This is a genomic window from Georgenia thermotolerans (assembly GCF_009193185.1).
GTDB classification, from domain to species: Bacteria; Actinomycetota; Actinomycetes; order Actinomycetales; family Actinomycetaceae; genus Georgenia; species Georgenia thermotolerans.
The window spans coordinates 1-12,285 of sequence record NZ_VUKF01000075.1; the positions used below are offsets into that span (position 1 = coordinate 1).

Annotated in this window: 13 protein-coding genes; 10 read left to right on the forward strand and 3 right to left on the reverse strand. The window is 76.3% G+C overall.

The features are described from left to right. The 10 genes from GD970_RS20675 to GD970_RS20725 all read left to right on the forward strand — a co-directional run. A partial coding sequence (locus tag GD970_RS20675) for an exopolysaccharide biosynthesis polyprenyl glycosylphosphotransferase (RefSeq protein ID WP_152204778.1) occupies positions 1-1,251 on the forward strand: 1,251 nt, incomplete at its 5' end. Positions 1,252-1,456: 205 nt separating this feature from the next. Further along, positions 1,457-3,943: a LuxR C-terminal-related transcriptional regulator gene (locus tag GD970_RS20680; RefSeq protein ID WP_152204779.1), complete on the forward strand. Its 2,487-nt coding sequence runs from the start codon at positions 1,457-1,459 to the stop codon at positions 3,941-3,943. Positions 3,944-3,948: 5 nt separating this feature from the next. Then, entirely contained in the window at positions 3,949-6,378 is a 2,430-nt protein-coding gene (locus tag GD970_RS20685) for a helix-turn-helix transcriptional regulator (RefSeq protein WP_152204780.1), read from the forward strand. A 165-nt stretch (positions 6,379-6,543) separates the two neighbouring features. After that, on the forward strand, positions 6,544-6,765 hold the full coding sequence (infA, locus tag GD970_RS20690) for a translation initiation factor IF-1 (RefSeq protein ID WP_043501486.1): 222 nt from the start codon (positions 6,544-6,546) through the stop codon (positions 6,763-6,765). 65 nt (positions 6,766-6,830) lie between these two features. Next, a complete protein-coding gene (rpmJ, locus tag GD970_RS20695) occupies positions 6,831-6,944 on the forward strand; it encodes a 50S ribosomal protein L36 (RefSeq protein ID WP_139073186.1) in 114 nt (37 codons plus the stop codon). A gap of 134 nt (positions 6,945-7,078) precedes the next feature. Beyond that, positions 7,079-7,459 carry a 30S ribosomal protein S13 gene (rpsM, locus tag GD970_RS20700; RefSeq protein WP_152204781.1) on the forward strand — a complete coding sequence of 127 codons (381 nt, stop codon included), beginning with the start codon at positions 7,079-7,081 and terminating at the stop codon, positions 7,457-7,459. Between the two features lie 63 nt (positions 7,460-7,522). Then, complete coding sequence (rpsK, locus tag GD970_RS20705) at positions 7,523-7,930, forward strand: 30S ribosomal protein S11 (protein ID WP_123917129.1); 408 nt, start codon at positions 7,523-7,525, stop codon at positions 7,928-7,930. A 169-nt stretch (positions 7,931-8,099) separates the two neighbouring features. Beyond that, a complete protein-coding gene (locus tag GD970_RS20715) occupies positions 8,100-9,122 on the forward strand; it encodes a DNA-directed RNA polymerase subunit alpha (protein WP_152204782.1) in 1,023 nt (340 codons plus the stop codon). A gap of 33 nt (positions 9,123-9,155) precedes the next feature. Beyond that, positions 9,156-9,794: a 50S ribosomal protein L17 gene (gene rplQ, locus GD970_RS20720; RefSeq protein WP_152204783.1), complete on the forward strand. Its 639-nt coding sequence runs from the start codon at positions 9,156-9,158 to the stop codon at positions 9,792-9,794. A 109-nt stretch (positions 9,795-9,903) separates the two neighbouring features. Then, complete coding sequence (locus tag GD970_RS20725) at positions 9,904-10,668, forward strand: alpha/beta fold hydrolase (RefSeq protein WP_226925513.1); 765 nt, start codon at positions 9,904-9,906, stop codon at positions 10,666-10,668. Here GD970_RS20725 and GD970_RS20730 read toward each other — a convergent pair. From GD970_RS20730 to GD970_RS20740, 3 genes are all read right to left on the reverse strand, one after another. Next, on the reverse strand, positions 10,601-11,092 hold the full coding sequence (locus tag GD970_RS20730) for a hypothetical protein (RefSeq protein WP_152204784.1): 492 nt from the start codon (positions 11,090-11,092) through the stop codon (positions 10,601-10,603). The two genes, GD970_RS20725 and GD970_RS20730, sit on opposite strands and share 68 nt — an antisense overlap. A gap of 72 nt (positions 11,093-11,164) precedes the next feature. Next, complete coding sequence (locus tag GD970_RS20735) at positions 11,165-11,944, reverse strand: ROK family protein (RefSeq protein ID WP_211489945.1); 780 nt, start codon at positions 11,942-11,944, stop codon at positions 11,165-11,167. Between the two features lie 10 nt (positions 11,945-11,954). Next, on the reverse strand, positions 11,955-12,285 hold a 331-nt coding region (locus tag GD970_RS20740), incomplete at its 5' end, for a SelB domain-containing protein (RefSeq protein WP_193315008.1).

A 12,285-nucleotide genomic window follows, 5' to 3' on the forward strand; every position in this document is an offset into this window, starting at 1 on the left:
GGGGCGGCCCTGGCGGCGGCCGCCGGCGTCGCGCTGGTCGCGCTGGTCGCCGCGCACCGCGGCTACGACCGCCGGGTCGCCGGGCAGGGGCCGGGGGAGCTGCGCGCCGTCGCGCGCGGTGGCACGGCGTGGGCCGCCGCGGTGCTCGCCCTCGCCGTCGCGACCGGGACGAAGGCGCCCGGCCCGACGCTGCCGGCGGCGCTGGCCGCCGCGGTGGTGCTCCTCCTCGCCGTGCGCGCCGTCGAGCGGGCGGTGCTGCGCCGCCGGCGTCGGCAGGGGCGGCTGACCCGCCCGACGCTCGTCGTCGGACCGCCCGAGCACGTCGAGGAGCTGCTCGCGGCGCTCGGGCCCGTCGAGGACGGGCTGGACCCGGTCGGGGTGTGCACGACCGCCGGCGCCGAGGTGGAAGGGCTGCCGGTGCACGGCACCCCCGACACCGCCGCCGCGGTCGCCGCCGCCGTGGGCGCCGAGGCCGTGGTCGCCTCCGCCGCCCTGGGCGCCGACCAGCTGCGGCGCCTGTCCTGGGCGCTGGCGGGCCGCGGCGTCGAGCTCCTCGTCGCCCCGCACCTCCTCGAGGTCGGCGCCGCCCGCGTCGAGGTCCGGCCGGTGGGCGCCACCGCGCTGCTCGCGGTGCGCGTGGACGTCCCCCGCGCGCGCCGCCTCGTCAAGGACGCCGCCGACCGCGTGGGCGGCGCCCTGCTCCTCCTCGCCGCGATGGTGGTGCTGCTGCCCGCCGGGCTCGCGGTGCGGCTGACCTCGCCCGGCCCGGTGCTCTACCGCCAGACCCGCATCGGCCTGGGCGGCCGGCCGTTCACCATGTACAAGCTGCGCTCGATGACGACGGACGCCGACCGGCGCCTGGCCGAGCTCACGGACCGCTCGGACGGCAACGGCACCCTGTTCAAGATGCGCCAGGACCCGCGCGTGACGCCGGTCGGCCGCGTCCTGCGCAAGTACTCCATAGACGAGCTGCCCCAGCTCCTCAACGTCGTGCGCGGCGAGATGTCGCTGGTCGGCCCGCGCCCGCCCCTGCCCGCGGAGACGGCCACCTACGACGACGTCGTGCGCCGCCGGCTGCTGGTCAAGCCCGGCCTCACGGGCCTGTGGCAGGTCTCCGGCCGCTCCGACCTCGACTGGGAGCAGTCCGTCCGGCTGGACCTGCGCTACGTCGACAACTGGTCCGTCCCCATGGACCTGGCGATCCTCGGCCGCACCGCCGGCGCCGTGCTCGGCGCCCGCGGCGCCTACTGACCCTCACCCTTTCTCACCCGACCCCCACGAGGAGGCACCGCAGCGGCGACAGCACCCCCACCTGCACCGGCGCGACAGACCCCCATGAACATGGGGATGTCGTTCCGCGCCGACACGTGTCGCTCGTCACCTAATCTCGGCATCGGGACGCACGTCGCACGGGGCGACGTCGGGGGTGATCCGCAGAGCAGGTGGGGTGAGAGGTGTGATCGACACGGCACCGCCGGTGGTCATCAAGCGCCCCCGCGCGCCCAGGGACGTCGTGGTGGACCCGGAGCTGCTCCGGCTCCTCGGCTCGCACAGCCCCCTGACCGTCGTGCGCGGGCCGCGGGGCTTCGGCAAGACGACCCTGGTCGGCGCCTGGCTGGACACCCTGCCCGCCGACGAGGAGGTCGTGTACCTGCGCCTGACCCGCGCCTGCAACGACCCGGCGGTGTTCTGGCAGGGGCTGGCCGACGGCCTGCAGGCTGCGGGGGCCGTCGAGCCCGTCGCGGGCGCGGACCACCGCACCGAGGTCGTGCGGCTGCTCGCCGCCCGCACCCGCCCGCTGACCGTCGTCCTCGACGACTACCACCACGCCGGGCGGCAGGCGGACGCGGCGGACATCGACGACGAGCTCGTCGAGCTCGTGCGGCAGAACGACCACCTCTTCCTCGTCGTGGCCACCCGCACCAGCCGGGTGCTGGAGACCACCGGGTCGCTGTCCATCGACGTCACGGTGATCTCCCCGCGCGAGCTGCGCCTGAGCCCCGCCAGCGTCGCGGCCCTCGCCGCCCGCACCGGGGTGACGGTCGGCGAGGCCCAGGCGGCGCGCCTCGCCGTCGGCTTCGGCGGGTGGCCGGCCGCGATCCGCGACGTGCTTGTGCGCTCGCGCGGCGACGGCGGCCGCCTCAACCTCGCCCTGGCCGACCAGTACATCGCCACCATGGTGCGCGACCTGCGCCACGAGGCGGTGCGCAGCTTCATGCTCCGCACCGCCGTGCCCGACGAGTTCGACGCCGAGCTCGCCGGGCGCATCGCCCCCGACGAGCGGGTGCTGGCGATCCTGCGCAACGTCCGCTCGGCCGGCCTGCTGCGCGAGGAGGTCCGCGACGAGCGGCGGGTCTACTCCTACCCGCCCCTGGTGCGCCAGGCGCTGGTGCGGGTGCTCACCGAGAGCCGGCCGGAGGAGCTGCGGGAGGTCCACGCCACGCTGATGGACTGGCACCTGCAGGGCGGGGACCCGGTCCGGGCGATCGTCCACGCCGTCCACGCGGGCAGCTGGGACGCGGTCGAGCGGCTCATGGAGGAGCACTGGCCGCGGCTGATCACCCAGGAGCCGTGGGCCGTGGTGGCCGCGGCCCAGCTCATCCCGCCGGAGGTGGCGGCGACCCACCCGCGGCTGCAGGTGGCCCGCGACGAGGTGGGGCCGGCGCTGCCGGCCCAGGACGAGACGGCGCTGCCCGTGCCGCCGTGGCCGACCGGCGACCTGCAGGGCATCACCGCCGAGCTGCGCGCCCAGGTGGCCGGGCCGGGCCGCGACGGCACCGCCCTGGCCCTGCTGCAGTGGGGGGTCGCCGCGGTCATGGCCGGCGACCTGGCCACCGGGCTGTACGCCTTCGGGCGGTGCCGCGAGCGGGGCCACGAGCGCGCCGCCCTGGCCGGGGCGGTGCCCCCGGCCACCGCCGGGCTGGCGCTCACCCACGCCCTCCTCGGCGACGTCGAGATCGCCCGCGCCTGGCTCGCCGACCCCGCGCTGACCGGCCTGCGGGCCGGCGCGGACGGGCGCAGCGCCCCGGAGGACCTCGCCGCCACCGCCACGCGGATCGCCCGCGCCCTCGTCGCCGTCGACGCCCTGGACGACGACCTCGAGGAGGCCGTGGACGCCATGGGGGAGCGGCACCGCCGTGACGAGCTGTGGGCGCTGACCGTGTTCGTGCGCGCCGCCCGGGCGGGGCTGTCCGGGCACAGCGGGGAGGTGTCCCGGTGGGCCGCGCACCTGCGGGCGGCCGGCCACTACCTGCCCCGGGCGGGCCTGGCCGAGACCCTCGTGCGCGTGGCGCTGGTGGACGTCCTCCTCGACGGCGGCATGGCGGTGGCCGCGCGGCAGGCGGCGCAGGACCTGCCCGTCTCCGTGGTCAGCCTGTCCACCCTCGCCCGGCTCAGCCTGGCCGACGGCGACTATCCCCGCGCGGTGGCCCACGCCCGCACCGGCCTGGCCCACCCGCGCCTCTCCCAGCGCGCGGCCCTCGACTGCCACCTCGCCATCGCCTCGGCGCAGCACGCCCTGGGCGAGCGGATGGCGGCCCGGCGGGCGTTCGAGCAGGCGGTGGAGGCGGCGGTGGGCTCCGGGCAGCGCCGCCCGCTGCTGGGCATGCGGTACGCGACCTTCCTGCAGCTGGCCGGCAACGACGCCGACGTGCTGGCGCTGTGGCCCGAGCGGTTCCGTCCCACCAGCGCCGAGGCGCTGGTCACGACCACCACCCGGCCCGCCGAGCCGCTGAGCCGGCGCGAGCGTCAGGTGCTCGACGCGCTCGCCCGCCACTCCGGCGCGGTCGGGGTGGCCCAGGAGCTGGGGCTGTCGGTCAACACGGTCAAGACCCACCTGCGCGCGGTGTACCGCAAGCTCGGGGTCGGCAGCCGTGAGGAGGCGCTCGTGGCCGCCGTCTCCCGGGGGCAGGCCGCGCCGAGCCCGCTGTGGGCCAAGGGATGACCTCGGTGACCGGCACGAGCCGGGGCGGGGTGAGCAGCGGGCTGCCGCGGGTGCCGGCCACCTTCGCCCCGACCGCCCGGGCCCGGGAGGCCCTCGCCGCCCTGCCCACCGTCGCGGTGCTGCGCGCCCCGCGCGGGTTCGGCAAGTCCAGCACCGCCGCCCAGTGGCTGCGCCGGCCCGACCTGCCTGACCGCGACGTCGTCTGGGTCTCCCTGCCGCCGCGGGGCCTGGCCGCCGAGGCGTTCTGGCGCGCCGTCGACCTCGCCCTGGAGCGGGCGGGGCTGGAGAGCGTCGCCGCGGTCGGCTGGGACGGCCTGGCCCTGCGGGCGCGCGAGCGCCGGCGCCGGCTGGTCCTCGTCGTCGACGGCCTGGACCGGGTGGAGGACCGCCGGGTCGACGACGAGCTCGTCGCCCTCGTCCAGGCGCACGAGGAGCTGCACCTCGTGCTCCTCATGCGCGCGCAGCGGCCGGTGGAGGCGCTGGCCCGGGTCGCCGCCGACACCGTCGTGCTCACCCGCGAGCACCTCGCGCTGGACGCGACCGCGGTGGCCGACCTGGCCCGGCGCACCGGGCGCGCGGTGCGCCCGGAGGAGGCCCGGTGGCTGGCCGCGGAGCTGGGCGGGTGGCCCGGCCTGCTGCGCGCCGCCCTGCTCACCGCCGGGCGCGGGCCGGACGACGAGCTCGTGCTCGACACCGCCAGCCTGGCCGACTACCTGCGCCTGGTGCTCCAGGACGAGGAGCTCGCCGCCGTCGCCGAGGACCTCACCGCGCTCGCCGTGCCCGAGCGGATCACCGAGGAGGTCGCCGCCCACCTCGTGGGCCGGCACGTGCTGCCGGGCGCCCTGGCGCGGGCCCGGGCCGCCGGGCTCGTGGCGGGGGAGGGGCTGCTCGCCTTCCCCACGGTGGTGCGGGACCTGCTGCGCCGGATCCTGCGGGAGGACTGCCCCGCCCGCTACCGCGAGCTCAACCGCGCCATGATGGAGCACCGCCGGCTCGCGGGCGACGCGCTGGCCGCGCTGCGTCATGCCGTGCGCACCCAGGAGCCCGACGCGGTGCTCACCCTCGTCGAGCACGGCTGGGCCGAGCTCGTCGCCCACCCCGCGGAGGTGCGCGTCGCGCTGGCCGAGGTGCCCGTGGACCTGCTCGCCCGCAGCGCCAAGGGCCTGGTGGCGCTCGAGCACCTCCGGCCCGCGCAGGTCCCCCCGGCCTTCCTCCTGGCCCTGGTCAGCGGTCTGCGCCCGGGCGTGCCGTGGCGGGACGCCCCAGATCCCGGTCCGGCGCCGGGCGACGTCGACGAGGTGCCCGCGCTGCTCGTCCAGCTCGGCACCCGGCTGCTGCTCGACGCCGACGTGCTGCGCGCCACCCACGCCTTCGCCGACGCGGCGCTGCGCGCCGGGCCCGACGCGACGGCGGCGCCCCCGGCGCGGGCGGGCGCCGCCCTGGGCCTGGCGCTGCTCGGCCACACCGACGCCGCCCGCCGCTTCCTCCCCGACCTGCCCGGCCCCGGCGCGACCGGCGGGGCCGTCGAGGCGCTGCCGGCGCTCGCCACCCGGGTGGGCCCGGCCCTGCTGGCCCTGGACGCGCTCGTCGCCCGCGGGCCGTCCGACGCCGGTGCGGGCCGGCCGGCCGACGTCGACCTGCCCGCCGCCCTGGCCTCCCTCGAGGCACTCGGGCTGTACGTCCGGGCCGCCGCGGCGGTGCACGCGGGGGAGGGCGCCGGCCTGGTGGGTGAGCTCGAGCGGTTCCGGCACGGCCCCGCGGGCCAGGCGCCGCTCGCGGCGGGGCTGGCCCTCGCCGCGCTCGTCGACCTCCACCTCGCCCACGGCCGGGGGGACCGCGCCCGGGCGCTGTTCGGCGGGGACGCGGCGCCGCCGGAGCGGCCCTTTGTCGGTGCGGCGCGGGCCCGGGTGGCCCTCTACGCCGGCGAGCACGAGCTGGCGCTGCGGCTGAGCGCCCGCGCCCCGGAGCTGGCCGCCGTCTGCCCGCGCCCGGCGGTCGAGCTCAGCCTCGTGCGCGCCGTCGCCGCCCATCGCACCGGCCGGCCGCAGCTGGCCGGCGAGGCGCTGGACCTGGCCACCTCCCTCGCCGAGAGCACCGGCATCCTGCGTCCCTTCCTCCTCGTGCCCCGGGCCGACCTCGAGCAGGTCGCGGCCGCGGTGCCCCGCGCCCGCGCCCTGCTCGCCCGGCCCGAGCTGGCCGTGCGGTCCGAGGCCATGCCGACGCCCAGCCGGCCGGTGAACCTCTCCCGCAGCGAGCTGCGGGTGCTGGTCGAGCTGTCCTCCGGCCGGCCGGTCACCCACGTGGCCCGGCGCCTGTTCGTCTCCGAGAGCACCGTCAAGACGCAGGTGCGCAGCATCTACCGCAAGCTCGACGTACACTCCCGTGCCGAGGCGCTCGGCCGGGCCCGGGCCCTGGGCATCCTGCCCCCGGCGTGACCGGCGGGCCGGGGCGGCGCCGCCGGTGAGCGCGGTCACCGCCGCGACGGTTTCCCGGGTCGTCGTGATGCCGTAGGATGGACCGCTGGGTATGGCTCTACCTTCGTGCGTCCGCGCGCGGGTGGGCCGGCACCACCATCACAGCAACCGACGTTAGCGGGGGTCATGGCGAAGAAGGACGGCGTCATCGAGATCGAGGGCAGTGTCGTCGAGGCACTTCCCAATGCGATGTTCCGCGTGGAGCTGAGCAACGGGCACAAGGTCCTCGCCCACATCTCGGGCAAGATGCGCCAGCACTACATCCGGATCCTCCCCGAGGACCGGGTGGTCGTCGAGCTGAGCCCGTACGACCTCACCCGGGGTCGCATCGTCTACCGCTACAAGTAACCACCACGAGCACATCGCCGTCGTGACGGACCCAGGTCCACCATGCGCGGCGGCGGAGGAACCACATGAAGGTCAAGCCGAGCGTCAAGCGGATCTGCGACAACTGCAAGGTCATTCGTCGCCACGGCCGCGTCATGGTGATCTGCACCAACGTGCGCCACAAGCAGCGCCAGGGCTGAGAGCCCGCACCGCCGGGTCGTCCGGCACCACGCGCCACCAGCGCCCTCACGGGTGCGACCCCCGGTTCGGAGGCCGGGGCCCGCTGCGGCGGGAGGGTGGGGCCCAGACCTCCGACCCACAACAGGAGTGAAAGTTGGCACGTCTCTCTGGCGTCGACCTCCCCCGCGAGAAGCGGCTCGAGGTTGCGCTCACCTACATCTACGGCGTCGGGCGCACCCGCGCCGCCGAGACGCTCAAGGCGACCGGCATCAGCCCGGACCTGCGCGTCAAGGACATGACCGACGCGGACCTCGTCGCGCTGCGCGACTACATCGAGGGCAACTTCAAGGTCGAGGGTGACCTCCGCCGCGAGGTCGCCGCGGACATCCGCCGCAAGGTGGAGATCGGCTGCTACCAGGGCCTGCGCCACCGTCGTGGCCTGCCCGTGCACGGCCAGCGCACCAAGACCAACGCGCGTACCCGCAAGGGCCCCAAGCGCACCGTGGCCGGCAAGAAGAAGGCCGGCAAGAAGTAGTAGCCCGTCCCGCGCCTCGGCGCAGGACCGGTCCGACGACCTCATCAGGAGAAGAAACCCCTTATGCCTCCCAAGACTCGTACGGCGACCGCGGCCCGCAAGCCGCGCCGCAAGGAGCGGAAGAACGTCTCCCACGGCCACGCCTACATCAAGAGCACCTTCAACAACACGATCGTGTCCATCACGGACCCGACCGGCGCCGTCATCGCCTGGGCGTCGTCCGGCCAGGTCGGCTTCAAGGGCTCGCGCAAGTCGACGCCCTTCGCCGCCCAGCTCGCGGCCGAGGCCGCGGCGCGCCGCGCCCAGGAGCACGGCATGAAGAAGGTCGACGTCTTCGTCAAGGGCCCGGGCTCGGGCCGCGAGACCGCGATCCGCTCCCTCCAGGCCACCGGCCTCGAGGTCGGCTCGATCCAGGACGTCACGCCGCAGGCGCACAACGGCTGCCGCCCGCCGAAGCGCCGCCGCGTCTGACTCCACCAGCGCCCGGCCGGGGCGTGCGCCCGCCGCACGCCCCGGCCGGGCGTCGCGCGGCTCGCCCGCGCGACCCAGGTGCCCCCGCACCGCCCCTGCCGGACGGACCGATGACCGGCAGGTCCTCGCACGGCGTCATATGGCGGACGCCGGCTGAAAGGAACCCCCAGTGCTCATCGCACAGCGCCCCGCGCTCACCGAAGAGGTCGTCTCCGACTACCGTTCCCGGTTCGTCATCGAGCCGCTCGAGCCCGGCTTCGGCTACACCCTCGGCAACTCGCTGCGCCGGACCCTGCTCTCCTCGATCCCCGGGGCGGCGGTCACGTCCATCCGCATCGACGGCGTCCTCCACGAGTTCTCCACCGTGCCCGGTGTCAAGGAAGACGTCACCGAGATCATCCTCAACATCAAGAACATCGTCGTCTCCTCGGAGAACGACGAGCCCGTCGTGATGTACCTGCGCAAGCAGGGCCCGGGCGTCGTCACCGCCGGGGACATCACCCCGCCGGCCGGCGTCGAGGTGCACAACCCCGACCTGCACATCGCCACCATCAACGCCAAGGGCAAGCTCGAGATCGAGCTGACCGTCGAGCGTGGCCGCGGGTACGTCTCCGCCGTGCAGAACAAGAGCGCCGACGCCGAGATCGGCCGCATCCCGGTCGACTCGATCTACTCCCCGGTGCTCAAGGTCACCTACAAGGTCGAGGCCACCCGCGTCGAGCAGCGCACCGACTTCGACAAGCTCATCGTCGACGTCGAGACGAAGAACGCCATCAGCCCGCGCGATGCCCTCGCGTCGGCCGGCAAGACCCTCGTCGAGCTCTTCGGCCTGGCCCGCGAGCTCAACATCGAGGCCGAGGGCATCGAGATCGGCCCGTCCCCGACGGACGCCGCCCTCGCGCAGGACCTCGCGCTGCCGATCGAGGACCTCGGGCTGCTGTCGCGCTCGTACAACTGCCTCAAGCGCGAGGGCATCCACACGGTGGGCGAGCTCGTCGCCCGCAGCGAGGCCGACCTCCTGGACATCCGCAACTTCGGCGCCAAGTCGATCGGGGAGATCAAGGAGAAGCTGGCCGGCCTGGGGCTCAGCCTCAAGGACAGCCCCGCCGACTTCGACCTCGCGGCGCACGCCGGGGACGAGGACGAGGACGCCTACGGCGACATCCAGTTCAGCGACGAGCAGTCCAGCTGACCTGCTCACCCGACACATTCACTAGGAGACACCATGCCTACCCCGTCCAAGGGACCCCGTCTGGGTGGCAGCCCTGCGCACGAGCGGCTCATGCTGGCCAACCTGGCCACCGCGCTCTTCGAGCACAAGAAGATCACGACCACGGAGCACCGCGCCAAGCGGCTGCGCCCGGTGGCCGAGAAGCTCATCACGCTGGCCAAGCGCGGTGACCTGGCCTCGCGCCGCAAGGTCCTGACCACCGTGCGCCGCAAGGACGTCGTCGCCGAGCTCTTCGAGCAGACCGCGCCGCAGTTCGCCGAGCGCAACGGCGGCTACACCCGCATCACCAAAATCGGCCCGCGCAAGGGCGACAACGCCCCCATGGCGGTCATCGAGCTCGTGCTCGAGCCGGTGAGCCCCAAGCAGGCCACCGTGCGCGAGGCCGAGAAGGCCGCCGAGCGCGCCGCCGCCCAGGCCGCCCCCGCCGCCGCCTCCGCGGAGCCGGCGGAGGTCACCGAGGCCCCCGAGGTCGCCGAGGCCGTCGAGGCCGCGACCGTCGAGGCCCCGGTCGAGGGCACCGAGACGGAGCAGGCCCAGCAGGCCGCCGCGGAGCAGTCCGCGGCCGCCGAGGACGCGCAGGCCAAGGACGCCCAGGCCGGGTCGTCCCAGGGCCCGGACGACCGCCGCGCCTGACGCCTCACCGCCGACGAGGCCCGGCCCAGACAACGTCTGGGCCGGGCCTCGTTCGTGTCTGCGGGGCGCTCGCACCCGCCGGACGCGCCCCGCGTGCGAGCCTGACGCCGTGACGACCCCCACGGTGCTGCTCGTCCACGGCGTGCGTGCCTCGGCCACGATGTGGCGGGCCCAGCTGCGCGCGCTGGACGCCGCGGGCGTCCCCGCGCTGGCCCCCGACCTGCCCGGGCACGGCGCCCGGGCGGGGGAGGCCTTCACGGTCGGGCGGGCCCTGGCCACCCTCGACGACGCGGCCGCCGCCGCCGACGGCCCCGTCGTCGTCGCCGGGCTGTCCATGGGCGGCTACGTCGCCGTGCACTGGGCCGCCCGCACCCGCCGCCCCGCCGCGGTCCTCGCCGCCTCGTGCTGCACCCGGCCCGCCGGCCCGCCGCTGTGGGCCTACCGGCGCGTGGCCGCGGCGATCGCCCGGCTGCCCGACGGCGGCGCCCGCCTCGGCGAGGCGCTGGCGCGCCGGGCGCTGCCCGCCGAGGCCCTCGCCGACGTCGTGGCCGGCGGGATGAGCACGGGGGTCATGGACGCCGTCCTCGCCGGCGTGGCCGACATCGACCCGCTCGCGGACCTGCGCGCCATCGAGGTGCCCGTCTGGCTCGTCAACGGCCGCTGGGACCACTTCCGCACCCAGGAGCGCCGCTTCCTGCGCCAGTGCGCCGACGGCCGGCTCGTCGTCGTCCCGGGCGCGAGCCACCTCGTCTCCCTCGTGCGGCCGGTGGCCTTCAACCGGGTGCTGCTGGAGCTGGTGGACGCCGTCAGCCCGGCGCGGCCCCGGACGGGCGCGGCCCGCGGCGCCGCGGCGTCGCCGCGGCCTGGTCGTTGAGGATCCGCTCGACCCGCGCCGGGGTGACCCCGGCGGCGGCGGCGATGTCCTCGGCCGAGAAGCCCCGGCCCGCGGCCTCCTTGATCAGGCTGCGCCAGGTCCGCTCGGCCGCGTCCAGCGCCTGCTGCACGACGACGTAGGCGGTGGCCGCGTCGGCGAGCGGCTGCAGCCCCACGTCCGGCGGCACCCCCCGCCGGCGGACGGGGCGGGCCCGCCCCTGCTCGGCCTCACCCCCACGGCGCACGAGCAGGGCCTCGGAGGCCCGCAGCGCCACGTGCCGGCCGTCCGGCAGCTCCACCGTGTAGGGGTAGTCGCCCGCGACGACGCGCACGATCCGCCCCTCCTGGCCGTTCAGACGCTGTTCGTCGGTGTACAAGGTGCGCTCGACGCGCACCCAGTCCCCCACCCGCACCGGCTCCGTCATCGCCACTCCCTCGGGGTCCGAAGTCCATCGTGAGGGCGCCGGGCAGGGGACGCGACCTGTCCGTGGCGGCCGTCAGCCCTCCGGTACCGGACCGCGCCCGCGCAGGTCCCAGGCCCGCACCCCGCCGACGATCCCGGCGCTGTTGGGCACGATGACGACGTCGTCGCCCAGGCGCTCGACCACGGGGGCCACGATTCGCCGGGAGTTCCCGCCGCCGAGGTAGAGCCGGTCCCACAGGTACATCGGCCGCAGCGCCTCGACGACCTTGCGCACCCGTCGGGACCAGTGCGCGTCGCCCAGCCGCAGCCGCTCGTGCTCGCCGATGTAGTCGTCGTAGGTCAGGCCCCAGCGCACCGGCCCCTGGCTGAGCTCGACGTGCGGGGCCAGCACGCCGCCGTCGAAGACGGCGTTGCCCAGCCCGGTGCCCAGGGTGACGATCATCTCCAGGCCGGCGCCCGCGATGACCCCGGCGCCGTGCACCTCGGCGTCGTTGAGCACGAGGACGGGCACGCCCAGGGCGTCCTCGAGGGCCCGGCGCATGTCGAAGCCCGACCAGTGCAGCACGAGCTCGGGCAGCACCCGGGTGCGGGGCCCGGAGCGGGTGATGTAGTGCGGGGTCGCGACGACGACGCCGTGGCGCAGCATGCCCGGCATGCCCACGGTGACGCGCCCGGCCGGCGGGAGCTGCTCGGCGAGGGAGGCGATGGTGCGCACGAGCCGGGTCGGCGGCAGCGGGTAGGGCGTGGTGGTGCGCACCGGCGGGGCGTGCACGGTGCCCTGGGCGTCGAGGACGGAGGCCTTGATGCCGCCGCCCCCGCAGTCCACGGCGAGGGTCGTGACATCGGGCTCCACGACGGCGAGACTACCGGGCGGCCGGGGACGTCACGGTGCGCCGGTCGTCCGGCAGGCGGCGGGTCAGGCCTCGCCGGTCGAGGTGCTCGAGCAGCGGCAGCACCACCCGCCGGGAGGTGCCCAGGCGCACCCGCGCCTCGCTGGTGGTGAAGGGCTGGGAGAGCTCGGCGAGCCAGGCGGCGGCCGTCTGCGCCGCGTCGGGCGGCAGGACGATGCCCGGCGCCGGGCGCAGCACCCGCCCGGCCCGGGCGGCGGCCGCCAGGGCCGGCTCGTCCAGGCCGAGCTCGCGCAGCCGGTCGGCGGTCGGCGCCAGGAACGGGGCGGCGGCCTGGTCGGCGGTC

What these genes read in the sequence shown, in the direction of transcription:
- infA (WP_043501486.1), top strand. Translation starts at nt 6,544, where the DNA reads ATGGCGAAGAAGGACGGCGTCATCGAGATCGAGGGCAGTGTCGTCGAG.
- rpmJ (WP_139073186.1), top strand. Translation starts at nt 6,831, where the DNA reads ATGAAGGTCAAGCCGAGCGTCAAGCGGATCTGCGACAACTGCAAGGTC.
- rpsK (WP_123917129.1), top strand. Translation starts at nt 7,523, where the DNA reads ATGCCTCCCAAGACTCGTACGGCGACCGCGGCCCGCAAGCCGCGCCGC.
- rplQ (WP_152204783.1), top strand. Translation starts at nt 9,156, where the DNA reads ATGCCTACCCCGTCCAAGGGACCCCGTCTGGGTGGCAGCCCTGCGCAC.
- GD970_RS20730 (WP_152204784.1), bottom strand. Translation starts at nt 11,092, where the DNA reads ATGACGGAGCCGGTGCGGGTGGGGGACTGGGTGCGCGTCGAGCGCACC.